Origin of the sequence: Hydrogenophaga sp. NFH-34 (assembly GCF_021401345.1) — a bacterium.
Classification (GTDB): Bacteria; Pseudomonadota; Gammaproteobacteria; order Burkholderiales; family Burkholderiaceae_C; genus Hydrogenophaga; species Hydrogenophaga electricum.
Genome location: NZ_JACBGE010000038.1, coordinates 1 through 26239, shown reverse-complemented (window position 1 = coordinate 26239; position 26239 = coordinate 1). Strand labels below are relative to the sequence as shown.

The following is a 26239-nucleotide window of genomic DNA, read 5'->3' as shown; positions in this document are numbered from 1 at the left end:
TCAACAACTACCGCCCGCAGTTCTACTTCCGTACCACCGACGTGACCGGCTCCATCGAGCTGCCCGAAGGCAAGGAAATGGTCATGCCTGGCGACAACGTGTCGATCACCGTCAAGCTGATCGCCCCGATCGCCATGGAAGAAGGCCTGCGCTTCGCCATCCGTGAAGGCGGCCGTACCGTCGGCGCCGGCGTCGTGGCCAAGATCATTGCCTGATTTTCCTGCTCGTCAGGGTTGAAAGCCAAGTAGGGGTATAGCTCAATTGGCAGAGCGTCGGTCTCCAAAACCGAAGGTTGGGGGTTCGATTCCCTCTGCCCCTGCCACAGGACAGTCAGCCGGCAAAGTCTGATTTTTTGCCTCGTTCTGTGTTCACAAGCCCGCCGAAGTCGTCAAGACCTCTGGTGGGCTTGCGTGTCTGAAGCTGGGCGCGTTCCTGCTCGCTGTAAGGCACGCCTTCCGTACTGAATCGTCTGGATCCTCATGGCCACTTCCGAAGTTCAAACCGTCAACACCGGAGCCGACAAGGCCAAGCTGGCTGGCTCGGTGGCCTTGCTGCTGGCTGGTTTTGTGGCGTTCTACCTGTTGTCGGGAAAAGGTGCGCTTGCACAGTGGGGCGTTCTGCTGGTGGCGGTTGCCGCGGCGGTGGGGATGTTTGTCGTGTCGGAGTCCGGGCGCCAGCTGGTGGCCTTTTTTCGCGATGCGTGGCGCGAGACCAAAAAAGTGGTCTGGCCTGCCCGCAAGGAAACCATCCAGATGACGGCTTACGTGTTTGTGTTCGTGGTGGTCATGGCGCTGTTCCTGTGGCTCACGGACAAGACGGTCGAGTGGGCGTTCTACGACCTGATTCTCGGCTGGAGGAAGTAATGAGCGACCAAAAAACGTCTTTGGGCGTGCCGACCGAAGGCATGCGCTGGTATGTGGTGCATGCCTATTCGGGTATGGAAAAGGCCGCTGAGCGCAATATCGTCGAGCGCATCAACCGCGCCGGCATGCAGGACAAGTTTGGTCGCATCCTGGTGCCGACCGAGGAGGTGGTCGAGGTCAAGAATGGCCAGAAGCGCACCACCGAACGCAAGTTTTTCCCCGGGTATGTGCTCGTGGAAATGGTGATGGATGACGACACCTGGCATTTGGTGAAGCACACCAACAAGGTCACGGGCTTTGTGGGCGGTGCGCGCAACCGGCCCGTGCCGATTTCTGAAGAGGATGTTCAGAAGATCGTCGACCAGATGCAGGAAGGCACCGACAAGCCGCGTCACAAAGTGGAATTTGTCGTGGGCGAATACGTGCGCGTCAAGGAAGGCCCTTTCACCGACTTCAATGGCACGGTGGACGAGGTCAACTACGAAAAGAGCAAGCTGCGCGTGTCGGTGACCATTTTCGGTCGCGCGACGCCCGTGGAGCTGGAATTCAGTCAGGTCGAAAAAGCCTGAGTTTTCAGAAGCAGGTGGTTCGGTCCGGCGCCTGTTTCTCCGTTTTCATCCGGACCCCCCATCGCGAGGAGGCTGCATGCACTGCGGCCGTTTGGACTCGCAGGAGCTGAAATATGGCGAAGAAAATCGTCGGCTTCATCAAGCTGCAAGTGCCAGCTGGTAAGGCCAATCCCTCTCCCCCGATCGGTCCGGCGCTGGGTCAGCGCGGCCTGAACATCATGGAGTTCTGCAAGGCGTTCAACGCCCAGACCCAGGGCGTCGAGCCCGGTCTGCCGCTGCCGGTGGTGATCACCGCTTTTGCGGACAAGAGCTTCACGTTCATCATCAAGACCCCCCCGGCGACGACCCTCATCAAGAAGGCCATCAAGCTGGACAAGGGTTCTCCGGTGCCCAACAAGCAGAAGGTCGGCAAGATCACCCGCGCTCAGCTGGAAGAAATCGCCAAGACCAAGATGAAGGACATGACCGCTGCCGACATTGATGCAGCCGTCAAGACCATCGCCGGCTCTGCCCGTTCGATGGGTGTGATCGTGGAGGGTGTGTGACATGGCCAAGCTGACCAAGAAGCAAAAAGCCCAGCAAGGCAAGATCGAAACCACCAAGCTCTACCCGCTGGCCGATGCGCTGGCGCTGGTGAAGGAATTCGCCAACGCCAAGTTCGACGAGTCCATCGATGTGGCCATTCAGCTCGGCGTGGACGCCAAGAAGTCTGACCAGGTGGTGCGTGGCGCCGTGGTGCTGCCCAATGGCACCGGCAAGACCAAGCGCGTGGCGGTGTTCGCTCAGGGTGCCAAGGCTGAAGAAGCCAAGGCCGCTGGCGCGGATGTGGTCGGTTTCGACGACCTGGCTGCCGACATCAAGGCTGGCAAGATGGACTTCGACATCGTGATCGCCTCGCCCGACGCGATGCGCATCGTGGGTACCCTGGGTCAGATCCTGGGCCCGCGCGGCCTGATGCCGAACCCGAAGGTCGGTACCGTGACGCCCGACGTCGCGACGGCCGTGAAGAACGCGAAGGCCGGTCAGGTGCAGTTCCGCGTCGACAAGGCCGGGATCATCCATGGCACGATCGGCCGCCGCTCGTTCGACGCCGACAAGCTGCAGGGCAACCTGTCGGCACTCGTCGATGCGCTGAACAAGGCCAAGCCGGCGACCAGCAAGGGTGTGTACCTGCGCAAGGTGGCGGTTTCGTCGACCATGGGTGTGGGCGTCCGTGTGGACACCCAGTCCATCGCGGCGTAATCGTTGAAAGAATTCGGGCGCTCCGCAAGGCGTGCCCGGGTGTGGTGGGCCCAGGTGGCGGTTGAAAGACTGCTACCTGGGGCCATCCAAGACCGCTGGTGCCCAGGGGCTTCCCGCTCCCGGGCTTAATCGAGAAAGCCAGCGCAGATGGCGATCCCGCTGCAGATGGAATCCGTTCCGAAACAGTTGGTCGCTGCAATGAAGCGTGTGGAGGGCGCCAGCCCGAAGCATATTGAAGGAGTAGACCTTGAGTCTGAATCGCAGTGAGAAAGAAGCGGTCATCAATGAAGTGACCAGCCTCGCCGCTAAAGCTCAAACGCTCGTGATGGCGGAATACCGCGGCATCACGGTCGCTGCCATGGACCAACTGCGCGTGAAGGCACGCAGCAGCGGTGTCAGCCTGAGTGTTCTGAAGAACACCCTGGCCCGCCGCGCTGTGGCTGGCAGTTCGTTCGAAGTGGCGGGCGACCAGATGACCGGTCCGCTGATCTATGGCTTCTCCGAAGACGCTGTGGCCGCCGCCAAGGTGGTGGCCGATTTCGCGAAGACCAACGACAAGTTGGTGATTCGCGGTGGTGTCTACGGGGGCAAGGTCCTGGATCAGGACGGCGTGAAGCAACTGGCCAGCATTCCCACCAAGGAAGTGCTGCTGGCTCAGCTGTGTGGCTTGCTGATGTCGCCTATCTCCCGCACCGCCGTGGTGCTGGGTGCCCTGGCGGCCAAGAAGGGCGAAGGCGCTGCCGAACAACCGGCAGCCGAAGCCGCTGCCGCCTGATCGGCGTGGCGAGTTCGTTTTAACCAATTGTTAGGAAATCAAAATGGCATTCGATAAAGACGCATTTCTGACGGCTCTGGACAGCATGTCCGTCATGGAACTCAATGACCTGGTCAAGGCCATTGAAGAGAAGTTCGGCGTGTCCGCTGCCGCCATGGCCGCACCGGCCGCTGGTGGCGCTGCTGGCGGTGGCGCTGCCGCTGCTGAAGAGAAGACCGAGTTCAACGTCGTGCTGACCGAAGCCGGCGCCAACAAGGTGTCCGTGATCAAGGCCGTGCGCGAAATCACCGGTCTGGGTCTGAAGGAAGCCAAGGACCTGGTCGACGGCGCTCCCAAGACCGTCAAGGAAGCCCTGCCCAAGGCCGACGCCGAAGCCGCTGTCAAGAAGCTGGTGGAAGCCGGCGCCAAGGCCGAACTCAAGTAATTCGGTTCCTTTCCAAGGCTGGAGCGCCCTGCTGGGGCCTCCAGCCTTTGGCGCTTTCAGAGCGCACCCAAAAATCGCTCCTTCCGGTGGACATCACTGAAGCGATTTTTGAGTGTTTTCTGATCCCGACTGCAGAAGACCACTTGGTTCGGGCCCGCGTGCAACGCGCGGGCCGTCCGCCATCGGCAGGTAGTGGCCTGCCGCCAAGTCTGCCGGCCAAGCCGGCAAGACAGTCGCCGCAGACCTCAAGCCCGGAGATCTCATGGCATCCGCATCCCGATACTCGTACACCGAACGCAAGCGCCTCCGCAAGAGCTTTGGCAGTCGCGAAAATGTGCTCGCGATTCCTTACCTTCTGCAAATGCAGAAGGACGCCTACACCGCGTTCCTGCAGGCGGAAACCCCCCCCAAGAAGCGCACCAACGAAGGCCTTCAGGCCGCGTTCGACTCGGCTTTCCCGATCGTTTCGCACAACGGCTTCGTGGAAATGAAGTTCGTCGAATACAACCTGGCCAAGCCGGCGTTCGACGTGCGCGAGTGCCAGACCCGTGGTCTGACCTTCGCTTCGGCCGTGCGCGCCCGCGTGCAGCTGATCATCTATGACCGCGAGTCGTCGACCGCGCAGTCCAAGGTGGTCAAGGAGGTGAAGGAGCAAGAGGTCTACATGGGCGAAGTGCCCCTGATGACCGACAAGGGCTCCTTCATCATCAACGGCACCGAACGCGTGATCGTGTCGCAGCTGCACCGCTCGCCCGGCGTCTTCTTCGAACACGACAAGGGCAAGACGCACAGCTCGGGCAAGCTGCTGTTCTCTGCCCGCATCATCCCCTACCGCGGTTCCTGGCTGGACTTCGAATTCGATCCGAAGGACGTGCTCTTCTTCCGTGTCGACCGCCGCCGCAAGATGCCGGTCACGATCCTGCTCAAGGCCATCGGTCTGACGCCGGAAGCGATCCTGGCCAACTTCTTCGTCAACGACCACTTCCGCCTGATGGACAGTGGTGCGCAGATGGCTTTCGTGTCCGAACGCCTGCGTGGCGAAGTGGCGCGTTTCGATATCACCGACAAGTCGGGCAAGGTGGTGGTGGCCAAGGACAAGCGCATCACCGTGCGCCACACGCGCGAGCTCGAACAGTCGGGCACGACCCACATCACCGTGCCCGAGGACTTCCTCATTGGCCGTGTGGTGGCCAAGAACATCGTCGATCCCGATACGGGTGAAATCATCGCCAAGGCGAACGACGAACTGACCGAAACCTTGCTCAAGAAACTGCGTTCGGCCGGTGTGCAGGATCTGCCTTGCATTTACACCAACGAACTCGATCAGGGCGGCTACATCAGCCAGACCCTGCGGATCGATGAAACCGCCGACGAGTTTGCGGCGCGCGTGGCCATCTACCGCATGATGCGCCCTGGCGAGCCGCCGACCGAAGACGCGGTGCAGGCCCTGTTCCACCGCCTGTTCTACAACCCGGACACGTACGACCTGTCGCGCGTCGGCCGCATGAAGTTCAACGCCCGTGTGGGCCGCGACGAAGCGACCGGTCCGATGGTGCTGTCCAACGAAGACATCCTGGCCGTGGTCAAGATCCTGGTGGATCTGCGCAACGGCCGTGGTGAAGTCGACGACATCGATCACCTGGGCAACCGCCGCGTGCGCTGCGTGGGCGAACTGGCTGAAAACCAGTACCGCACCGGCCTGGCACGGATCGAGAAGGCTGTGAAGGAGCGTCTGGGTCAGGCCGAACAAGAGCCGCTCATGCCGCACGACCTGATCAACTCCAAGCCGATTTCTGCGGCGCTCAAGGAGTTCTTCGGTGCGTCGCAGCTGTCGCAGTTCATGGACCAGACCAACCCGCTGGCCGAGATCACGCACAAGCGCCGCGTCTCGGCCCTGGGCCCGGGCGGTCTGACCCGCGAGCGCGCCGGCTTCGAAGTGCGTGACGTGCACGTCACCCACTACGGCCGCGTCTGCCCGATCGAAACGCCGGAAGGCCCGAACATCGGTCTGATCAACTCGCTGGCCCTGTACGCCCGCCTGAACGAGTACGGTTTCATCGAAACGCCGTACCGCCGCGTGGTGGACAGCAAGGTGACCAACGAAATCGACTACCTGTCGGCCATCGAAGAGAGCAAGTACGTGATCGCGCAGGCGAACGCGGCACTGGACGCCGACGGTCGCCTGACCGGCGAGTTGGTGTCTGCCCGTGAAAAGGGCGAATCCATCCTCACGGCCCCGGAAACCATCCAGTACATGGACGTGTCGCCGGCCCAGATTGTGTCGGTGGCCGCTTCGCTGGTGCCCTTCCTGGAGCACGACGACGCGAACCGCGCACTGATGGGCGCCAACATGTCGCGCCAGGCTGTGCCGACGCTGCGTCCGGAAAAGCCGCTGGTCGGTACCGGCATCGAGCGCGTGGCCGCGATCGACTCGGGCACCGTGGTCACCGCCAACCGGGGTGGCGTGGTCGATTATGTGGACGCGACCCGCATCGTGATCCGGGTGAACGACGACGAAGCCGTGGCCGGTGAAGTGGGTGTGGACATCTACAACCTGATCAAGTATCAGCGCTCCAACCAGAACACCAACATCCACCAGCGTCCCATCGTCAAGAAGGGCGAGCTGATCCACAAGGGTGCCGTGATCGCCGATGGTGCGTCGACCGATCTGGGTGAAATCTCGATCGGCCAGAACATGCTGATCGCCTTCATGCCCTGGAACGGCTACAACTTCGAAGACTCGATCCTGATCTCCGAACGCGTGGTGGCCGACGACCGCTACACCTCGATCCACATCGAGGAACTGGTGGTGATGGCCCGCGACACCAAGCTGGGCGCGGAAGAAATCACCCGAGATATCCCGAACCTGGCCGAGCAGCAGCTCAACCGTCTGGACGACTCCGGCATCATCTACGTGGGCGCCGAAGTGCTGCCTGGCGACGTGCTGGTCGGCAAGGTCACGCCCAAGGGCGAGACCACCCTCACGCCTGAAGAGAAGCTGCTGCGCGCCATCTTCGGCGAGAAGGCTTCCGACGTGAAGGACACCTCGCTGCGTGTGGACCAGGGCTCCTCGGGCACCGTGATCGACGTGCAGGTCTTCACCCGTGAAGGCATCACGCGCGACAAGCGCGCCCAGCAGATCATCGACGACGAACTCAAGCGCTTCCGCCTGGACCTGAACGACCAGCTGCGCATCGTCGAGGCCGATGCCTTCGACCGGATCGAGAAGCTGCTGACCGGCCGGATCGCCAACGGCGGCCCGAAGAAGCTGGCCAAGGGCACCAAGATCGACAAGGCCTATCTGGACGATGTCGAGAAGTACCACTGGTTCGACATCCGCCCGGCGGAAGACGACGTCGCCACGCAGCTGGAGTCCATCAAGAACTCCATGGAGCAGACGCGCCACAGTTTCGACCTGGCTTTTGAAGAAAAGCGCAAGAAGCTCACCCAGGGCGACGAGCTGCCCGCTGGCGTGCTCAAGATGGTCAAGGTCTACCTGGCCGTCAAACGCCGCCTGCAGCCTGGTGACAAGATGGCCGGCCGTCACGGCAACAAGGGGGTGGTTTCCAAGATCACCCCGGTGGAAGACATGCCCCACCTGGCCGACGGCACGCCGGTCGACATCGTGCTGAACCCGCTGGGCGTGCCTTCGCGGATGAACATCGGTCAGGTGCTGGAAGTCCACCTGGGCTGGGCCGGCAAGGGCCTGGGCCAGCGCATCGGCGACATGCTGCAGCGTGAAGCGGCCGCATCCGAGGTGCGCGGTTTCCTGGAGCAGATCTACAACAGCATGGGGCGCCAGGAAAGCCTGGCCGACCTGGGCGACGAAGAGCTGATGGCCATGGCCAAGGAACTGACCCACGGCGTGCCGTTCGCTTCGCCGGTGTTCGATGGCGCGTCCGAGCAGGAAATCATGGACATGCTGAAGCTGGCCTACCCGGACGACATCGCCAAGGCCAAGGGTCTGACCGCGACGCGCACCCAGGCCCAGCTGTACGACGGCCGTACCGGAGAAGCCTTCGAGCGCACGACCACGGTCGGCTACATGCACTATCTGAAGCTGCACCACTTGGTGGACGACAAGATGCACGCCCGCTCGACCGGTCCGTACTCGCTCGTCACCCAGCAGCCGCTGGGCGGCAAGGCGCAGTTCGGTGGTCAGCGTTTCGGGGAAATGGAAGTGTGGGCGCTGGAAGCCTACGGCGCTTCCTACATCCTGCAGGAAATGCTCACCGTCAAGTCCGACGACGTGCAGGGCCGTACCAAGGTGTACGAATCCATCGTCAAGGGCGAACACGCGATCGATGCGGGCATGCCCGAGTCGTTCAACGTGCTGGTCAAGGAAATCCGCTCGCTGGGCATCGACATCGAACTGGAGAGGAACTGACCCCCGGCTGATACCGCCCGCGGCCCGGCTCGGCCGGCTGCGGGTGTTTTCGGCAAGTCACTTCTTTCCTAACGCTGTCTCAAGAAATTAAGGAAGTTCACTATGAAATCCTTGCTCGACCTGTTCAAGCAGTTCACGCCCGACGAACATTTCGATGCCATCCGCATCGGTCTGGCTTCGCCGGAAAAAATCCGCTCGTGGTCTTTCGGTGAAGTCAAGAAGCCCGAAACCATCAACTACCGCACGTTCAAGCCCGAGCGCGACGGTCTGTTCTGCGCCAAGATCTTCGGCCCCATCAAGGACTACGAGTGCCTGTGCGGCAAGTACAAGCGCCTGAAGCACCGCGGTGTCATCTGCGAAAAGTGCGGCGTTGAAGTCACGCAGACCAAGGTGCGCCGCGAGCGCATGGGCCACATCGATCTGGCCGCGCCTTGCGCCCACATCTGGTTCCTGAAGTCGCTGCCCTCGCGTCTGGGTCTGATCCTGGACATGACGCTGCGCGACATCGAACGCGTGCTGTATTTCGAAGCCTACGTGGTGACCGACCCCGGCATGACCCCGCTGAAGAAGTTCGGCATCATGAGCGAGGACGACTACGACGCCAAGCGCAAGGAATACGGCGACGAATTCATTGCGAAGATGGGCGCCGAAGGCATCAAGGACCTGCTGGAGAGCATCGACCTCGACATCGAGATCGAGAAGCTGCGCAACGACCTGACCGGCTCCGAGCTCAAGGTCAAGAAGAACGCCAAGCGCCTGAAGGTGCTGGAGGCGTTCAAGAAGTCCGGCATCAAGCCCGAGTGGATGATCATGGAAGTGCTGCCGGTGCTGCCGCCGGACCTGCGTCCGCTGGTGCCGCTGGACGGTGGCCGCTTCGCCACGTCGGACCTGAACGACCTGTACCGCCGTGTCATCAACCGCAACAGCCGTCTCAAGCGCCTGCTCGAACTGAAGGCCCCTGAAATCATCGCCCGCAACGAAAAGCGGATGCTGCAGGAAGCCGTGGACTCGCTGCTGGACAACGGCCGCCGTGGCAAGGCCATGACGGGCGCCAACAAGCGCGCGCTGAAGTCGCTGGCCGACATGATCAAGGGCAAGAGCGGCCGCTTCCGCCAGAACCTGCTGGGCAAGCGCGTCGACTACTCGGGCCGTTCGGTGATCACCGTGGGCCCGACCCTGAAGCTGCACCAGTGCGGTCTGCCCAAGCTGATGGCGCTGGAGCTGTTCAAGCCCTTCATCTTCTCGCGCCTGGAAGCCATGGGCATCGCGACCACCATCAAGGCCGCGAAGAAGGAAGTGGAAGCCGGCACGCCGGTGGTGTGGGACATCCTGGAAGAGGTCATCAAGGAGCACCCGGTTCTGCTGAACCGCGCGCCCACGCTGCACCGTCTGGGTATCCAGGCTTTTGAGCCGATCCTGATCGAAGGCAAGGCCATCCAGCTGCACCCGCTCGTCTGCGCGGCCTTCAACGCCGACTTCGACGGTGACCAGATGGCCGTTCACGTGCCGCTGTCGGTGGAAGCGCAACTGGAAGCCCGCACCCTGATGCTGGCCTCCAACAACGTGCTGTTCCCGGCCAACGGTGAACCGTCGATCGTGCCGTCGCAAGACGTGGTGCTGGGTCTGTACTACACGACCCGCGAGAAGACCAACGGCAAGGGCGAAGGCATGATCTTCGCGGACGTGGCCGAAGTCCAGCGCGCGCTGGACAACGGCGTGGTCGAGATCACCGCCAAGATCGCCGTGCGCCTGACGCAGTGGAACAAGGACAAGGTCACCGGTGAATTCGTGCCCAGCACCTCGCTGGTGGACACGACCGTCGGCCGTGCGCTGCTGTCCGAAATCCTGCCCAAGGGCCTGCCTTTCGAAGTGCTCAACAAGGCGCTGAAGAAGAAGGAAATCTCGAAGCTGATCAATGCCTCGTTCCGCAAGTGCGGCCTGAAGGAGACCGTGGTCTTCGCCGACAAGCTGCTGCAGAACGGTTTCCGCCTGGCCACGCGTGCCGGCATCTCGATCTGCGTGGACGACATGCTGGTGCCGGCCGAGAAGCACCAGATCATCGAGCGCGCCGAGAGCGAAGTGAAGGAAATCGCCCAGCAGTACGCTTCCGGTCTGGTGACCGCTGGCGAGCGCTACAACAAGGTGGTGGACATCTGGGGCAAGGCCGGTGACGAGATCTCCAAGGTCATGATGGAACACCTGAAGAAGGAAAAGACCATCGACCGCCACGGCAAGGAAGTCGACCAGGAGTCCTTCAACTCCATCTACATGATGGCCGACTCGGGCGCGCGGGGTTCTGCCGCCCAGATCCGTCAGCTCGCCGGCATGCGGGGCCTGATGGCCAAGCCGGACGGCTCCATCATCGAGACCCCCATCACGGCGAACTTCCGTGAAGGCCTGAACGTGTTGCAGTACTTCATCTCCACCCACGGGGCCCGGAAGGGCCTGGCGGACACGGCGCTGAAGACGGCCAACTCGGGTTACCTGACCCGTCGTCTGGTCGACGTGACGCAGGATCTGGTGGTCACGCACGACGACTGCGGCACGACCAACGGCACCCTGATGCGCGCCATCGTCGAAGGTGGTGAAGTCATTGAATCGCTGCGCGACCGCATCCTGGGCCGGACCACGGCCGAGGAAGTGATCCACCCGGAAACCCGCCAGCCCATCTTGGGCGGCGGCGTGCTGCTCGACGAGGACATGCTCGACGAGTTGGAAGCCGCTGGGGTGGACGAAGTCAAGGTGCGCACGGCGCTCACCTGCGAAACCCGTTTTGGTATCTGCGCCAAGTGCTATGGCCGCGATCTGGGTCGTGGTGGTCAGGTCAACATCGGCGAGGCCGTTGGTGTGATCGCTGCCCAGTCGATCGGCGAGCCCGGCACGCAGCTGACGATGCGGACCTTCCACATCGGGGGTGCGGCTTCGCGCGCCGCCGTGGCCTCCAGCGTGGAAGCCAAGTCCAACGGCATCATCGGTTTCAACAGCACGATGCGCTACGTGAGCAACACCAAGGGCGACCTGGTGGTGATCTCGCGCTCGGGTGAAATCATCATCCAGGACGAACACGGCCGCGAGCGCGAGCGTCACAAGGTGCCTTACGGCGCGACGCTGACGATCAAGCCCGATCAGTCGATCAAGGCCGGCACCATCCTGGCCAACTGGGACCCGCTGACCCGACCCATCATCACGGAATTCGCCGGTACGGTGAAGTTCGAGAACGTGGAAGAAGGTCTGACGGTGGCCAAGCAGGTCGACGACGTGACCGGTCTGTCCACGCTGGTGGTGATCGATCCGAAGCGCCGCGGTGCCGCCAAGGTGGTGCGTCCGCAGGTCAAGCTGATCGATGCCCAGGGCAATGAGGTCAAGATCCCCGGTACCGACCACTCGGTGACCATCGGCTTCCAGGTCGGTGCCCTGATCCAGGTGCGCGACGGCCAGGAAGTGGGCCCCGGCGAAGTGCTGGCGCGGATTCCGGTCGAAGGCCAGAAGACCCGCGACATCACCGGCGGTCTGCCGCGTGTGGCCGAGCTGTTCGAAGCCCGTTCCCCCAAGGACAAGGGCATGCTGGCCGAGATGACCGGTACCGTGTCCTTCGGCAAGGAAACCAAGGGCAAGGTGCGCCTGCAGATCACCGATCCCGAAGGCAAGGTCTGGGACGAGCTCATCCCCAAGGAAAAGAACATCCTGGTGCACGAAGGCCAGGTGGTCAACAAGGGCGAAAGCATCGTCGACGGCCCGGCCGATCCGCAGGACATCCTGCGCCTGCTGGGCATGGAAGAGCTGGCACGCTACATCGTCGATGAGGTGCAGGACGTCTACCGCCTCCAGGGTGTGAAGATCAACGACAAGCACATCGAGGTGATCGTTCGCCAGATGCTGCGCCGCGTCGTGGTCGAAAACCCGGGCGATTCGTCCTACATCGCCGGCGAACAGGTCGAGCGCTCGGAGATCCTCAACACCAACGACGCGCTGCGTGGCGACAACAAGATTCCTGCCACCTACAGCAACGTGCTGCTGGGCATCACCAAGGCCTCGCTGTCGACCGACTCGTTCATCTCGGCCGCTTCCTTCCAGGAAACGACCCGCGTGCTCACCGAAGCCGCGATCATGGGCAAGAAGGACGAACTGCGTGGCCTGAAGGAAAACGTCATCGTCGGCCGCCTGATTCCGGCCGGCACCGGCATGGCGTACCACGATGCCCGCCGCGTCAAGGAAAAGATGGACGACGAAGAGCGTCGGGCGATTGCCGAAGCCGATGCCCTGGCTCTGGCCGCCGATACCCAAGGCGACACCAGCGAAGTCCCGGGCAGCGCGGCCGAGTAAGGCCGTCAAGCACTGCCGGCGGGCCTTGCCGCCCGCTGGCTGGAAGCCCCCGCCCGTCCCGGGCGGGGGCTTTTTTGCTGGGCGCATGGCAGAGACGGGCCAGAGGCCTGCGGTATATTGGTTTGGACGTCCGTCAGGTCGGCCGTCTGGAGACGCGAGCGATGAACATCACGATCTGGATCTTGTTGGCCCTGGGCCTGACGGCCCTGTTCTGGGGGGTGGGGGCCTACAACCGCCTGGTGCGGCTGCGCAACGCGATCACGAATGCGTTTGGCCAGATCGATGTGCAGCTCAAGCGGCGTTACGACCTGATTCCCAATCTCGTGGACGTGGCCCGGAAGTATCTGGCGCACGAGGCGCAGACGCTGGAAGCGGTGATCGCGGCGCGCCAGCAGGCGCAAGGGGCCGAGAAAACCGCCGCGAGCCGGCCGCTGAATGCCGGGGCGCTGGCCGCTCTGGCGGGCGCCGAGCAGGCGCTGGGCGGTGCGTTGGGCCGGCTGTTTGCCGTGGCCGAGGCCTATCCCGAGCTCAAGGCCGATCAGACGCTGCGCGAATTGAGCGAGGAACTGGCGAGTACCGAAAACCGCATTGGTTTTGCACGCCAGGCTTACAACGACCACGTGCTCGAATTCAACGATGCGGCGACGCAGTTTCCGGCGCTGATCATCGCGCGGCTGTTCGGCTTTTCGGCCCAGGCGATGCTGGCGTCGACGCGCGACGAGGTCGAGCGGGAGCCGGTGAAGGTGGCGCTGTAAGGGTGACGGCGGGGCCAGCGGGTGCTGATTTTCGAATCCCAGCGCGAAGCGCGCGCGCGTACCCGGCAATTGCTGCTGGCGTTCCTGCTGACGGTCTTGCTGTTGGTGCTGGCGGTCAATGCGGCGCTGGCGCTGGCTTGGGGCATCACCTGGGCCTTCTGGGTACCGGTCTCCTTGGGGTACCCGCGGCACTTCTTTGCGGTCAATACCGGTGTCACCCTGCTGTTTGTGCTGGGCGGCTGGTGGGTCGAGTCCTCGCGGCTGAGCCATGGCGGGGCGCAGCGGCTGGCCGAGCGCATGGGCGCCCGCCCGCTCCAGCCGGGCAGCGATTTCGACGAGCACCGTCTGGCCCACATCGTCGATGAAATGGCGATTGCGTCGGGCATGGCCCGGCCGGTTGTCATGGTGGTGGCGCGCGATGGCGGGATCAACGCGTTCGCGACGGGCTGGGACCAGCGTGACGCGGTGGTGGCTGTGACGCGCGGGGCGCTCGACCACCTCTCGCGCGAGGAGCTGCAAGGCTTGGTGGCGCACGAATTCAGCCACATCCGCGAAGGCGATACGCGCCTGAACATGCGCCTGATCGGCATGGTGTTCGGGCTGGAGATGATCTGGCGCATGGGGCAGACCCTGGCCGAGCCCGACGAGCTGGGGCGCCGGTCGCTGCTGGTGCCACTCGGTCTGGCGCTGATGGCCGCCGGCTGGCTCGGCTGGCTGGCCGGGCACGTTCTGCAGGCGGCCGTGTCGCGACAGCGCGAATTCCTGGCCGACGCCCGCGCGGTGCAGTGGACCCGCAGCCGGGACGGGCTGGGCGGTGTGCTGCGCAAGGTCTGGCGGCAGCGCCTGGACGGGTTGGCGCTGCCGACCACGGACTCCCTCGTGCAGCATCTGCTGCTGGTGGGCAATGAGACGGGGCGGATGGCCGGCTGGCTCGACGCCCATCCGCCGCTGGCCGAGCGTGTGCGTCGGTTGTATGGCCGCAGCATGGGGCCCATGCCCCTGACGCGGCCGGATGAAAGGCCGCCAGTGGCGACGCCGGAGGTGGTGCCCGCGACGGCGCCCGCTGGCGATGCGTCAGGCTGGCGCATTGTTTGAAGGGTTTCAAGTTTGTCTGTGCATTCTTCGGTGGTGACCGCTTCCCCGTCTTTGGCGCCGACGCTGGCCGTCCAGTTGCGCCATGCCGCGGACTGCGTGCGGGCGGTCGAACAGGGGCAGTCGCTGGGGGACGCCTTGCCGCGCGTCCCGGAAGCTTTGCGGCCCGGCGTGCAGGCGCTGGCTTTTCATGTGCTGCGCCATCTGGGTGCGGCGCGAGCTGCCTTGCAGGCGCTGGCACCGCGCAAGCCCGAAGCGCCGGTGCAAGCGCTGCTGCACAGCGCGCTGGCGCTGCTGGTGAGCGATGAGCCCACGCCGGGTGCGAGCTATGCCCCCCACACGGTGGTCGATCAGGCGGTCGAGGCCGCCAAGCTGAGCCGGGGGACGCAACGCGCGGCGGGTTTTGTCAACGCGGTGCTGCGCCGCTGGCTGCGCGAGCGGAGCGAACTGCTGGTGCGTCTCCAGAAGCAGCCGGTGGCCCGGTGGAACCACCCGGCGTGGTGGATCGATCGCCTGCGAACCGACCACCCGGACGGCTGGGAGGCCGTGCTGGCCGCCAACAACCGGCCGGGGCCCATGACCTTGCGGATCAATCGGCGCCGGATCGCTCGCAGCGACTACCAGCAACGGTTGACCGAGCAAGGCCTGGCGTCGCGGGTGGTGGGCGAAGACGGGCTCGAACTGCTGGATGCCCGGCCGGTGTCGGCCTTGCCAGGCTTCGAGCAAGGCTGGTTTGCGGTGCAGGACGCGGCGGCCCAGATGGCTGCGCCCCTGCTGCTGGCCGGTCGCACTTGGAGCCCGGCCGATCGGGTGCTCGACGCCTGTGCCGCCCCCGGAGGGAAAACCGCCCATCTGCTTGAGCACGCCGATCTCGATCTGCTGGCGCTGGACGTGGATGCCCGCCGCTGCGAGCGCATTCGCGAGAATCTGCAGCGCCTGGGGCTGGCGGCCGAGGTCAAGGCCGCCGACGCCGGCCGGCCCGCCGACTGGTGGGACGGCCGGCCCTTCGACGCCATCTTGCTGGACGCGCCCTGTACCGCGTCGGGCATCGTGCGCCGCCATCCCGACGTGCGCTGGCTGCGCCGTCCCGGTGATGTGGAACAGCTGGCGCAGATCCAGCAGACCTTGCTGGAGGCGCTCTGGCCCTTGCTCAAGCCCGGGGGGCGGCTGCTGTATGCCACCTGCTCGGTCTTCCGGGCCGAAGGGGCGTCGCAGGTGGCGGCGTTCCTTGCGCGCCACAGCGACGCCGTAGCGGGGCCTGCCCCTGGTCATCTGTTGCCCGGAAATGCCGGCCGGAACGGGGAGTTCGCCGACAATCCTTCTGGTGGACAAGACGGATTTTTCTATGCCCGGCTGGACAAGCGCGCGCCCTGAACCGGTGCGCGACCATGCCGTTGGCGTTCCCGTCTGGCTGCGCTGGTTGGCGCTCGGCCTGCTCTGGTGGGCGCTGGGCGCGGCACCCGCCTTGGCGCGCGAGCCCGAGTTGCAACAGTTCCAACTGCGGCGCACGGCCGACGCTGTGCAACTCACCGTGCGACTGGGGCTGGAACTGACGCCGGCTGTCGAAGATGTGTTGCACCGCGGGGTGCCTTTGTATTTTGTCTGGCAGGCCGAGGTGTTCCGCGAGCGGTGGTACTGGACCAACAAACGGGTGTCGCGGGCCACGCGGGTGCTGCGCCTGGCCTATCAGCCGCTGACGCGGCGCTGGCGACTGAGTGTGTCCAACGAAGTGGGGGGCGGGGCGGGCGCCAGCCTGCCCTATGCCCTGCACCAGAACCATGACAGCCTGGAAACCGCGCTGGCCAGCATCAGCCGCATGACCCACTGGACAGTGGCCAACTCGGTGCAACTGGCCGATGGGGGTTCGCATCTCGTGGAGTGGCGCTTCCGGCTCGACCCCTCGCTGTTGCCGCGGCCCTTCCAACTGGGTATTGCCAACCAGGAAGACTGGGTGATCGACATCCGCCGCGAAGTGGAAATTCCCGCCCCGAGCGCCCATGACCCCAAGGCCACCGAGCCGGGTGAGGACGGCGGCGAAGCGGCGGATGAGAGCAGCGGCGCGCCGCGCTGAGGGCCATGCAGCGATCGACCGAATCGGAAGCCCTCGCCGCCGATCTTCACCGGCGGCGCCAGGCGCGCTGGGCGCTGGTGACGGCCCTGGTCTTCATGGCCGGTTTGACCATGGTGCTGCTGTTTCTGCTCACCCTGGCAACGCGCAACAGCGAACTCTACGAACGGCATTTCGCCTGGCTGGTGGGGGTGAACGTGGGGGTGGCCAGCCTGCTGTTGCTGGTGATCCTCTGGCTGGTGGTGCGCCTGACCGCACGCTGGCGGCGGGGCAAGTTCGGCAGCCGGCTGCTGGCCAAGCTGGCGGCGATTTTCACGGTGGTGGGCTTTCTGCCGGGCCTGCTGATCTACACCGTGTCCTACCAGTTCGTGTCGCGATCCATCGAAAGCTGGTTCGATGTGCGGGTCGAGTCGGCATTGGCCGCCGGGCTCAATCTTGGGCGTACGGCGTTGGACACCCTGTCTGCAGACCTGAGCGCCAAGACCCGGCTGGCGGCCGAGGACCTGGTGCGCGTGCCCGATGCTTCGGCGGTGCTGCTGCTGGAGCGTTTGCGCCAGCAGCTGTCGGCTTCCGACGTGCTGCTCTGGAGCGCGACCGGGCAATCCCTGGCCAGCGCGGGCACGTCGCGCTACGACCTCAGCCCCGATCGCCCGTCGCTGGCGCAGTTGCGCACCGTGCGCAGTTCGCGCGTGCTGACCCAGATCGAAGGGCTGGAGGAGGGTGTCGATGTCGAGGGCGGTTCGGCCAGCCGTGCCCGGGTGCAGGTGCTGGCGCTGGTGCCGTCGTCGGCCTTCGGCTTCAGCGCCGAGCCCCGCTTTCTGCAGGTGATCGCGCCACTGCCCAGCGCCTTGGTGACCGACGCGCTGGCCGTGCAAGTGGCGAACCGCGAGTACCAGGAGCGTGCCTTGGCCAGGCAGGGCCTGCGTGGCATGTACATCGGCACGCTGACCCTGACACTGTTCCTGGCGGTGTTCGGCGCCGTGCTCATTGCCGTGTTGTTGGGCAACCAGATCGTGCGGCCGCTGCTGGTGCTGGCCGAGGGCATGCGCGAAGTGGCCGCGGGCGACCTGCGGCCCAAGACGGCGCTGACGTCGCGCGACGAACTCGCCGGCCTGACCCGCACCTTTGCCCACATGACCATCGATCTGGCCGATGCGCGGGCCGCTGTGCAGCACAGCATGGCGCAGGTGGATGCCGCGCGCGAGAACCTTCAGACCATCCTGGACAACCTGACGGCGGGCGTCGTCGTGCTCGATGACCTGGCCCGCATCCACAGCGTCAACCCGGGCGCCGAACGCATCCTGCACCTGTCCCTGGCCCCCTACATCGGGCAGCCGCTGGCCAACCTGCCCGGGCTCGAACCGCTGGCCGAAGGGGTGCTGCAGCAGTTCGAGCGCCTGCGCGCGGACGAGCACGATGGCGGGCACTGGCAGCAGTCCTTCGAGCTGACCGCCGACGGGCAGACCCCGTTCCAGCAAGGCATCACGCTCATTGCCCGCGGAGCGATGCTGCCGAATGGCGAGCGCCTGCTGGTGTTCGACGACGTGTCCGAGATGGTGTCCGCGCAGCGTGCGAAGGCCTGGGGCGAGGTGGCCCGGCGGCTCGCACACGAAATCAAGAACCCGCTCACCCCCATCCAGCTGTCGGCAGAGCGACTGGCGATGAAGCTCGACGGCAAGGTGCAGCCGGCCGAGCAGGCCATCCTCGACAAATCCGTGCGCACCATCGTCGACCAGGTGGATGCGATGAAGCGCTTGGTCAACGAATTCCGCGACTTTGCGCGGCTGCCAGCCGCACAGCTCGTGCCGCTGGACCTCAATGCGCTGCTCAAGGATGTGCTCAGTCTTTACGACAACGCCGCGGTGCCGGTGCACCGCGAACTGGCGCCCGACCTGCCGCCCGTGCTGGCCGACGCCCAGCAGGTGCGCCAGGTGCTGCACAACCTGGTGCAGAACGCGCAGGATGCCATGGCCGGCCATGCGCAGGCCTCGGTGCTGGTGCGCACGCGCCGTTCGGATTCGGGCGCCTGGGTGCGGCTGTCCGTGCTGGACGAGGGGCCCGGGTTTGCCGAGCCCATTCTCAAACGCGCCTTCGAACCCTATGTCACCACCAAGGCCAAAGGCACTGGTCTGGGCCTGGCCGTGGTGAAGAAAATCATGGACGAACACGGGGGGCGCGTCGACGTGGGCAACCGATTGATCGACGGCAAAGTGGTGGGGGCGCAAGTGTCGTTATCATTCGCAGTTGCTAATTGACAACATTTGCGAAGGGAAGACACGCTCGCATGGCAACGATTCTGGTCGTCGACGACGAGTTGGGCATCCGGGACCTGCTCTCGGAAATCCTCAACGATGAAGGACACACGGTCGAACTGGCCGAAAACGCCGCGCAGGCGCGCCAGGTGCGCAGCCAGCTGCGCCCCGATCTGGTGTTGCTCGACATCTGGATGCCCGACACGGATGGGGTGAGCCTGCTCAAGGAGTGGGCCAGCGCGGGCTTGCTGAGCATGCCGGTCATCATGATGAGCGGCCACGCCACCATCGACACGGCGGTGGAGGCCACCCGCATCGGTGCCACGGCCTTCCTGGAAAAACCCATCACGCTGCAAAAACTGCTGAAAGCGGTGGACCAGGGCTTGAACCGGTCCGCGCCCAAGGCGGGGGCACAGCCCAAAGCAGCCCCGGTGGTGGAGCTGACCGTGGAAGCCGCGATGACGGGGGGCACCCTGCCCGAGCCCGTGCTCGATCTGGGTCCGCTGCCCCTGCAGTCGTTCAACCTGGAAGGCCCGTTGCGCGAGGCGCGTGATGGCTTCGAAAAGGCTTACTTCGAATACCACCTGGCCAAGGAGTCCGGCTCCATGACCCGTGTGGCCGAGAAAACCGGGCTGGAGCGCACGCACCTCTACCGCAAGCTCAAGCAGCTGGGCGTCGATCTGGCACGCAGCAAACGCAGCACGGCCTGAAACCGCTTCAGAAGATGCTATAATTCCATTTCTCTAGGCCCGGTAGCTCAGTTGGTAGAGCAGCGGATTGAAAATCCGCGTGTCGGTGGTTCGATTCCGCCCCAGGCCACCAAAATTAAGTCAAGAAATCAACGGGTTACGCTTAACGGCGTGACCCGTTTTTCTTTGTGCTGTCAACCAAGTGTCAACCGCGCCAAAGGGTTCAGGTTCTTGGCCTCTTGCAGGTGGTCCGGCGACATGTGGGCGTAGCGCATTGTCATCGTCACGTTGGCGTGCCCCAAGATGCGCTGTAGCGTCAGGATGTTGCCCCCGTTCATCATGAAGTGGCTTGCGAACGTGTGGCGCAGCACGTGGGTCATCTGACCGTCTGGCAGCACCAGCCCGGCCCGCTCTACGCCTTCCCTGAAGGCCGAGATGCTGTACCCAAAGATGCGGCCCATTTGCCCGTGTTCTTTGGCGTGTGCGCGAATGTCGTCTTCCAGGGCCTCGTCAATCGGAACGGCCCGCGTCTTGCCGGACTTCGTGCGGGCGTACTCGATCATGCCGTTCCTGACCTGCGTTTCCCGCAATTCCTCAGCCTCGCTCCACCTGGCGCCGGTGGCCAGGCAAATGCGGCTGATGAGTCGGACATGCGGGTTTCTGGACGCGCTGAGGGCGTTCAGCAGGGCCGTGATCTGCTCCAGGGTGAGGTAGCTCAGTTCGGACTGCTGAATCTTGAACTGGCGAAGGTTGGCCAGCGGATTGTCCTTGGTCCAGTGCCCCAGGCGGATCAATTCGTTGAACATGGCGCGCAGGTACGCATGCTCGCGGTTCATGTTGTTGGCCGTCAGACCGGCATCAAGGCGCTTGGTGCGGTAGGTGGCGAACATGTCCACGGTGAATCGGTCGGCGACCGGATCGCCCATGGCTTCGACCATCGCCTGCAACCTGCGGTGCATGTCCTGGCCAGCGCGCAGACCAGACCCATGATGGGTGAACCACAGTTCGACCAGGCCGGACAGCTTGCGAAGGTCGCGCCGCTCCGGCATCCATTTCTCGTCCTGGTTGATCTGCGTCTTGAGCCAGGCTTCCCAGGCGAGAGCCTCGGCCTTGGTCTTGAGGGTTTTGCGAAAACGTTTGCCACCGCGTCCAGCCGGTTGGGCATCGACCAGCCATCCAGAGTCAGTCTTCTTTACTGCCATTTTCAAGCTTGTAGCCGTGTTGATCGGCGAAGTCCTTCCAAGCTTCGTCTGTGGGCCTGTATTGAGCGAACCAGTCTGGCGCATGGACCATATCTACCTTCCCATTTGGAAGGCGTAGTGGTTCGCCTGGGTAGTCTCCGATCAACATCCACAAGGCCCAGTCGGGCTTGAGTCTCGCCAGCGCCGCAACCATCGGTACTGTGGGGTGCTGTCTTCTGATCATCAGGTTTTGCCATTTCGTGCCAGAGATCCCGGTCTTTGCTTCCAGCGTTGAGTACACGCCCCGCGCTCCTCTGGTCACTTCCATTGCGGTGTAGATCGCACGTTCTCGTAAGGCGGTGTCTGGGTCCGGTGGCTTCTGCGCCTTTGCCCATTCTTGAAATTGTTCGATAAGGGCAGTGCCCCTGCGTTGTTGTTCCTCTGCCACTGCGTACCTCTTTTCAAAAAGTGCTTGACGTAAATACTGCATGCGATGCAGTATTTACGCATGGAAAGCACAAAAAATGCACCTTCTGGCGGTAGTTTACAAGTGCCACTCATGACCCGCGAGGCCTTCGCCGCCGCCGTGGGTCTCCCTCTTGGCGTTCTCACTGCGCAGGCCGAGCGTGGTTACTGGCCACAGATCACGGTCGGCAAAAGAGTTTTCATCAACGTGGAGGCCGTCCGGCTCAAGGCGCTTGAGCGAGCTCAGGAGTTCAAGCTATGAGCCGTACCCTTTCAAAAGCTTCGTCTTACCAGTCTGATTTTTGGCCTGAGCTGGCCAGTAAGTCGATGGTCACCCTTGCAAGGTTGGCCGGCGCCCGCGCGTCCGCCCGCAGGTACGAGGACGGCCGCGCGGGCGCCGGCCGTGCGGCCGTCCGTAATCCTGCGCTAAATCCGGACAGTTTTGCCCTTTCAGCTTCTGATGCCGACGCATTTGATCCTGTAAATCCGGACAGTTTTGGAGGTCGGCGTGCTTGATCTCGGATGGTCGGATGTGGCCTGGCGTGACGGTCAACAAGTCGTCACCCACTCTGGTGAGCTTCAGGTTCTCCGGATAACTCAAGCAGGCCCCATGCTTTCCGACCTGGACATTGGGGACGCGCGAGTCAGCTTACGGTGGATGTTGTTCCATCACGCTCGCGATGTTCTTCGGCAGTACTGGGAATGGCGTCCTGAGTACATGGATTGGCCCCAACCTTATGCCTCTCCTGTTACTCATGAGCTTATTGACCGAGTTCCTCCCACGTTAAGTTTTCCGTGCGGTCCGGTGTACCTCAATGCCAAGTCCAAGCGATCAGCCGCCGTCCGCGGACGTGACTTTTCACCTGTTGGTGCTGTGGATCGTGAGTCTGTTTTTCGCGTAATGAATTGCCACGGATCGCTCGGTGGCGAGGTCGAGGTCTGGCGCGATATCCGCAATCAGGGGCGAGCCCTGTACCACGGGGTTATCAAGTGCGGCGACTACTGGCGTTGCCCGATCTGTTCCCATCGCATCACGATGGGTCGCCGCGCCGAAATCTCGGACATCTACAACCAAGTCGCCGGGCCAGGTCAAGGAGTGGCCTACCTTGTGACGTTTACTGTTCCGCATCATCGGTCTGACCGGTTGGAGGATCTGCTGCGCCAGATGCTGTATGCCCGCGACCGTTTGGCCGATGGGGCTTGGGGTAAATCGCTTACACGCCCAGCAGGCAAGACTGCCAAGACCTCCTACAGGTTGGGCGATATCTACATCGGTCGGATGCGCACGCTTGAGATCACTTGGTCCAGCGCCAACGGCTGGCATCCGCATCTGCATGAGATGTGGGTGTTTGATCGCGAGGTCCCGCATGACAGGCGCGGCCTGTTTGATCGTCTTCCTGAGGCTTGGGCCGACGCCTGTGAGGACTGGTGGCTTCGTCGCCCGGGTGCCAACGGCGTGGACCTCCGCCGCATGTACAGCAATTCCGAGTATCTGTCCAAGTTTGGCGCCGAGACACGCAGCTGGGGCCCCGAGTACGAGCTCGCAGCCGGACACGGCAAAACCAGGACTGTCGGTCCGTGGACCCTCTTGGAAAACTCGCTCTATGGCGACGAGGTGTCCCGGCTTGCCTTTGTCGAGTACGCGCACGCTCTCAAGTCAGTATCTCCATCGAGCGTGCATGTCGGTGGTCGGCTTGCCTACGCCATTAAGCAGCTCGGATTGACGGCGTCCGATGACATGCACCTGTCTGCTCGGCTTGGTTCCGATGCTGAGCTCTTAGGCACGTTGAGCTCGGCTGAGTTCCGATTGCTTGCTCAGCATAAAGGCTATGAGATGTTTTTGCGCCTCGTGGAGTCGGCCGGCCACGAGAGCGCGCTTGATTGGGTGCGGGGACTCTCCAGCCGCGACCCGAGTTCCCGGCTTTTTGTTTGACGAGAGGATACCCAATGAGCAAGTTTTTTGATTTCGACGACAGCTACACCAAAACCGCCCTCGTGCTTGGTGTCGACGTTTTGGAGTTCACCCCCGACAAGGGCGATCCCATCGACCGAACCAGGGTCAGCATCTTTGCTGAGATTTCTGGCGAGCACGCGCTCGGCGGCACCGCAACCCAGATGGTGTGGGGGCCAAGTGCTAACTGCAAGGCTCTTGCAGCACAAGGGCGCATCTTCCCCGCCATGGTGGAGTTGAAGATTCGTAAGAGCGCACGCAGTCTGGGCAAAGAGCTGGAAGAGATTCTCGATTTTCGGTACCTCGGCCCTATGCGGCTGGTGCAGGCTGAGCCAGTCAAGAAAGCAGCCTGAGTACCTCTTTTCACGCCCACCACTTTTTCTACTGGGAACTGAAGTGGTCGGCGAGCTTTAACCAACAAGGAAGGCAAAAGTGACATGGCAAAGATCGCTGAACTCGAAGCCCGGCAGGCACTCAACGCCCTCAAAAAATGGTACGCCGCGCTGCATGCAGCTCGCACACATGACATTGGCATTGTGCCTTTGGATGCCATCTATGACGACGCAGCCAACAAAACGGCTGCTCTCTTGGATCGTGCTCTTGAAATCCTCGCTGAGAGTCAGGCGGATCAACTCGCACAGGCAGGCTACGAAGATCACATCGAGTGGAAACAGGATGTCATCTATGAGCTATTCGACTCCAACTTCCCTGGCCTTCTTGGTGAGGACGAGTGATGGCCACCACCGTTTGGTTTCTCGTCTGCCAGCAGCCCGCGAATGCATCCGGCACCACGCTTGAACAGCAGTGCCCTCCCGCTGAACGCGTGCAAGTTCAAACCACCACCGAGGTTCTCGCGGGCATGCAGCAAGAGCAGGAACCGTTCGACTACGCCCATGCGACTGCCGCCTGGTCTCTCGCATTCACCTTCGTCGTCGGCCTCTGGCTCGTAGCCAAAAACGCCGGCCTGATTCTCTCGTTTATCAGACGAGGATAGCGCCGCAGGTCGCCCACCTGCATTTCAAAAAAGGAGTCTTCTCATGAAGCAAAAACTGTTCAAGCACCTCGCTGCCATCGCTGCCGCCACCGGCTCCGGTCTGGCACTCGCCCAGTCCGCTGGTCCCGACATGTCGGCATTGACCGGCTCGGTCGACTTCGGCACCACGCTGACGGCTGTCCTGGCCATCGCCGCACTCCTGGCTGGTGTCTACGTCGCCATCCGCGCCAGCAAGATCGTGCTGGCCATGATTCGCGGCGGTTAACCCCTTCGCGGTCAAAGGCGCAAGGGGTGTGGCGGCCGACACACCCCTTTTTCATTTGAAGCTTTGCTCACTTGAGTAGTTGAGGGGATGAGTGAATGAGTAACGAATACTGGTATCTTTTCTGCTTTGCATGGGGCTTGCTCTCCGCGTGGGCCGTGATCACTGGGCTGGAGGGCTGACATGCTCTTCTACCTGCTGACCATCGTCGGTATAGCCTGGGCGCTGTCCGTCGTTTTCGTGCTGGCTACAGACGCCGATCCGAGTCTGACAACCATTGCTCTTGCACCGCTTCTGGTCGCTGCTGCGTTCTGGCCGGTCACTCGTTTGGTCTTGTCGTTGATGCTCGCCGTGTCAGCCATCGCCACATGCTCGATGGTCAGGGCTCAGACCGTGGGAACAGACCCGGCCTACGCCAACATGCAGCGCGCCATGGGCGGCATCATCCAAGCCGCTGGAGCATCGCGTGGCTATGTTCCAAACGATCCTCGCACGTACAAGACCATGTATCACACCGGAAAGCAGGTCGTGGCAGGTGTCGCCGGTGCGGGAGCTGCAATTCTCGTTGGCGGCACTGCCCCGGCCTGGGGTACTGCCTTGGCTATGGCGGCGCTTTCGGCTGGCGTGTACTACGCAGTGGATCTCAGCATTGATGCGCTCGTCCGCTGGGCTTTCAACAGTGACGGCACCATCAACGTCACAGGCACCGCCCAAGTCGCTGCAGGCTACACCAACACGAACTGCGACTCATCCGACCCCACCTATGGGACATATTCAACTTACAACTGGTGTGGGGTTGGCCAAACAAGCAATCCAGATCTTCAGATCACCACTTGCTCCTCTGAGCCAAATCCAACCCTCGTCTGCACGGGCAACTTCGCTCAGACCGGCGCGACTCGCCAAGCCACGTCCTGGGCTGATGGCCTAAGTCTGCTTCCCAAAATCCAGACCAACACCACCAGTCAGCCGATCAATGCGCCTTCCAGGAGCCTTGATCAAGCTGCAGCTTTGCTGACTGCTCAGCAGCGCACACAGCCAGTCTCTCCGGAGGCATTGGCAATGCTGGTCAATGAATACTGGCGTCAAGCCGCAGCCCAGCCCGGTTACGACGGAATCCCCTACCCAGCCTCCAACCCCGTGACCGCTGCGGAAGTGCAGGCATGGACACAAGCCAATCCTGGCTCGGTGCCGACCGTCGAGAGCCTGGTCACCCCCGTCGCGAACCCTTCGACCGACCTCACACCATCAACGTCTACACAGCCTTCAACCCCAGTTGCGCCTGTGACCTCTGAAACGCCGCCGACTGCAACCAATCCCGTCCAGGAACAACCGCAAGTGAACCTCGGTGTCGATCCAAACATCGGTCCTCCAACACTTGTGACGCCGACGGCCGACTCGATCTTTTCGCCATTCGTGGAGTTGGTACAGCCGTTCATCAACTTCCAAGTCAACGCACCGGCTGGTGAGTGCCCGAAGCCTGTCTTTAGCGTGTTTGAAACACAGCTTCACATGACCCAGCACTGCGACATCTTCGAGACGCTCCGACCCGTGATCTCGGCTGTCATGTCGGCGGCGTTCGTGGTCGCAGCCTTCCTCATCATCTTCAGCGCGTAGGAGCAAGCATGTTCGGCATCATCGTTTCCGCGATCAATGCGGTTTCGTACTTCGTTTTCAGCAGCCTCACCCTCAAGTTCGTTTTGTTCACGCTGATGTTCTACATCAGCAGTGAGTTCATACGGTTCATCACAGGGTGCGGGTGCATCCCCAACGGTCCCCAGATCGCTCAGGCGTTCAATGCCATTCCTTCGGGCGTTTGGTACTTTCTGAGTGAGCGTCCAGTCAGCCCATCTTGAAAGCCGAGGCGGTTCATAGGAGCCTCGAGTCCACTTCAACTCTTGGTGGACTCGTGAACACTATCCCCGATCAACAAGCAGGTCCGCGACAGCG

The 26239-nt window shown here is 62.9% G+C and carries 25 protein-coding genes, 2 tRNA genes and 1 pseudogene; 26 read left to right on the top strand and 2 right to left on the bottom strand.

Annotation, left to right across the window (positions count from 1 at the left end; genetic code table 11):
* The 17 genes and pseudogenes from tuf to L0977_RS24020 all read left to right on the top strand — a co-directional run.
* Window positions 1-215: pseudogene (gene tuf, locus L0977_RS24100) on the top strand (elongation factor Tu); the annotation flags it as partial.
* Window positions 216-246: 31 nt separating this feature from the next.
* A tRNA-Trp gene (locus tag L0977_RS24095) sits at window positions 247-322 on the top strand.
* A 157-nt stretch (window positions 323-479) separates the two neighbouring features.
* A complete protein-coding gene (gene secE / locus L0977_RS24090; RefSeq protein WP_234267480.1) occupies window positions 480-863 on the top strand; it encodes a preprotein translocase subunit SecE in 384 nt (127 codons plus the stop codon).
* Complete coding sequence (gene nusG / locus L0977_RS24085; RefSeq protein WP_234267479.1) at window positions 863-1432, top strand: transcription termination/antitermination protein NusG; 570 nt, start codon at window positions 863-865, stop codon at window positions 1430-1432. The genes secE and nusG overlap by 1 nt, the downstream gene beginning before the upstream one ends.
* Window positions 1433-1545: 113 nt before the next feature.
* Entirely contained in the window at window positions 1546-1977 is a 432-nt protein-coding gene (gene rplK, locus L0977_RS24080; protein WP_066160539.1) for a 50S ribosomal protein L11, read from the top strand.
* Between the two features lies 1 nt (window position 1978).
* Window positions 1979-2674: a 50S ribosomal protein L1 gene (gene rplA / locus L0977_RS24075; protein ID WP_234267478.1), complete on the top strand. Its 696-nt coding sequence runs from the start codon at window positions 1979-1981 to the stop codon at window positions 2672-2674.
* A 247-nt stretch (window positions 2675-2921) separates the two neighbouring features.
* The gene (rplJ, locus tag L0977_RS24070) at window positions 2922-3449 is read left to right on the top strand and encodes a 50S ribosomal protein L10 (protein WP_234267477.1); all 528 of its coding nucleotides are present in this window, start codon (window positions 2922-2924) and stop codon (window positions 3447-3449) included.
* Between the two features lie 43 nt (window positions 3450-3492).
* Window positions 3493-3873: a 50S ribosomal protein L7/L12 gene (rplL, locus tag L0977_RS24065; RefSeq protein ID WP_234267476.1), complete on the top strand. Its 381-nt coding sequence runs from the start codon at window positions 3493-3495 to the stop codon at window positions 3871-3873.
* A gap of 262 nt (window positions 3874-4135) precedes the next feature.
* Window positions 4136-8260: a DNA-directed RNA polymerase subunit beta gene (gene rpoB, locus L0977_RS24060; RefSeq protein ID WP_234267475.1), complete on the top strand. Its 4125-nt coding sequence runs from the start codon at window positions 4136-4138 to the stop codon at window positions 8258-8260.
* Between the two features lie 102 nt (window positions 8261-8362).
* Window positions 8363-12583, top strand: a complete 4221-nt coding sequence (gene rpoC, locus L0977_RS24055) for a DNA-directed RNA polymerase subunit beta' (RefSeq protein WP_234267474.1) — start codon at window positions 8363-8365, stop codon at window positions 12581-12583.
* A 161-nt stretch (window positions 12584-12744) separates the two neighbouring features.
* Window positions 12745-13338, top strand: a complete 594-nt coding sequence (locus tag L0977_RS24050) for a LemA family protein (protein ID WP_234267473.1) — start codon at window positions 12745-12747, stop codon at window positions 13336-13338.
* A gap of 21 nt (window positions 13339-13359) precedes the next feature.
* Window positions 13360-14433, top strand: a complete 1074-nt coding sequence (locus L0977_RS24045) for a M48 family metalloprotease (RefSeq protein ID WP_234267472.1) — start codon at window positions 13360-13362, stop codon at window positions 14431-14433.
* Between the two features lie 33 nt (window positions 14434-14466).
* On the top strand, window positions 14467-15804 hold the full coding sequence (gene rsmB / locus L0977_RS24040) for a 16S rRNA (cytosine(967)-C(5))-methyltransferase RsmB (RefSeq protein ID WP_234267471.1): 1338 nt from the start codon (window positions 14467-14469) through the stop codon (window positions 15802-15804).
* The gene (locus L0977_RS24035) at window positions 15776-16501 is read left to right on the top strand and encodes a DUF4390 domain-containing protein (RefSeq protein ID WP_234267470.1); all 726 of its coding nucleotides are present in this window, start codon (window positions 15776-15778) and stop codon (window positions 16499-16501) included. The genes rsmB and L0977_RS24035 overlap by 29 nt, the downstream gene beginning before the upstream one ends.
* Window positions 16502-16506: 5 nt before the next feature.
* Entirely contained in the window at window positions 16507-18753 is a 2247-nt protein-coding gene (locus L0977_RS24030) for a sensor histidine kinase (RefSeq protein WP_234267469.1), read from the top strand.
* Between the two features lie 29 nt (window positions 18754-18782).
* Window positions 18783-19460, top strand: a complete 678-nt coding sequence (locus L0977_RS24025) for a response regulator (protein WP_234267468.1) — start codon at window positions 18783-18785, stop codon at window positions 19458-19460.
* Between the two features lie 36 nt (window positions 19461-19496).
* A tRNA-Phe gene (locus tag L0977_RS24020) sits at window positions 19497-19572 on the top strand.
* A 61-nt stretch (window positions 19573-19633) separates the two neighbouring features.
* Here L0977_RS24020 and L0977_RS24015 read toward each other — a convergent pair.
* Window positions 19634-20641: a phage integrase gene (locus L0977_RS24015; RefSeq protein WP_234267467.1), complete on the bottom strand. Its 1008-nt coding sequence runs from the start codon at window positions 20639-20641 to the stop codon at window positions 19634-19636.
* Complete coding sequence (locus tag L0977_RS24010; protein WP_234267466.1) at window positions 20622-21110, bottom strand: hypothetical protein; 489 nt, start codon at window positions 21108-21110, stop codon at window positions 20622-20624. The genes L0977_RS24015 and L0977_RS24010 overlap by 20 nt, the downstream gene beginning before the upstream one ends.
* 69 nt (window positions 21111-21179) lie before the next feature.
* Here L0977_RS24010 and L0977_RS24005 point away from each other — a divergent pair, with 69 nt between their 5' ends.
* The 9 genes from L0977_RS24005 to L0977_RS23965 all read left to right on the top strand — a co-directional run bounded on the left by L0977_RS24005 (window position 21180) and on the right by L0977_RS23965 (window position 26145).
* Window positions 21180-21347: a hypothetical protein gene (locus tag L0977_RS24005; protein WP_234267465.1), complete on the top strand. Its 168-nt coding sequence runs from the start codon at window positions 21180-21182 to the stop codon at window positions 21345-21347.
* Complete coding sequence (locus L0977_RS24000) at window positions 21344-21601, top strand: hypothetical protein (RefSeq protein WP_234267464.1); 258 nt, start codon at window positions 21344-21346, stop codon at window positions 21599-21601. The genes L0977_RS24005 and L0977_RS24000 overlap by 4 nt, the downstream gene beginning before the upstream one ends.
* Before the next feature lie 94 nt (window positions 21602-21695).
* Window positions 21696-23018, top strand: coding sequence for a protein rep (locus L0977_RS23995; RefSeq protein WP_234267463.1), 1323 nt, complete (start codon window positions 21696-21698; stop codon window positions 23016-23018).
* Between the two features lie 14 nt (window positions 23019-23032).
* Window positions 23033-23389 carry a hypothetical protein gene (locus L0977_RS23990; protein ID WP_234267462.1) on the top strand — a complete coding sequence of 119 codons (357 nt, stop codon included), beginning with the start codon at window positions 23033-23035 and terminating at the stop codon, window positions 23387-23389.
* 84 nt (window positions 23390-23473) lie between these two features.
* Window positions 23474-23770, top strand: coding sequence for a hypothetical protein (locus L0977_RS23985; protein ID WP_234267461.1), 297 nt, complete (start codon window positions 23474-23476; stop codon window positions 23768-23770).
* Window positions 23770-24030: a hypothetical protein gene (locus tag L0977_RS23980; protein WP_234267460.1), complete on the top strand. Its 261-nt coding sequence runs from the start codon at window positions 23770-23772 to the stop codon at window positions 24028-24030. The genes L0977_RS23985 and L0977_RS23980 overlap by 1 nt, the downstream gene beginning before the upstream one ends.
* Before the next feature lie 43 nt (window positions 24031-24073).
* Window positions 24074-24295 carry a hypothetical protein gene (locus L0977_RS23975; RefSeq protein ID WP_234267459.1) on the top strand — a complete coding sequence of 74 codons (222 nt, stop codon included), beginning with the start codon at window positions 24074-24076 and terminating at the stop codon, window positions 24293-24295.
* Between the two features lie 180 nt (window positions 24296-24475).
* The gene (locus tag L0977_RS23970; RefSeq protein WP_234267458.1) at window positions 24476-25906 is read left to right on the top strand and encodes a hypothetical protein; all 1431 of its coding nucleotides are present in this window, start codon (window positions 24476-24478) and stop codon (window positions 25904-25906) included.
* A gap of 8 nt (window positions 25907-25914) precedes the next feature.
* Window positions 25915-26145 carry a DUF2523 domain-containing protein gene (locus tag L0977_RS23965; protein ID WP_234267457.1) on the top strand — a complete coding sequence of 77 codons (231 nt, stop codon included), beginning with the start codon at window positions 25915-25917 and terminating at the stop codon, window positions 26143-26145.
* Window positions 26146-26239: the final 94 nt, after the last annotated feature.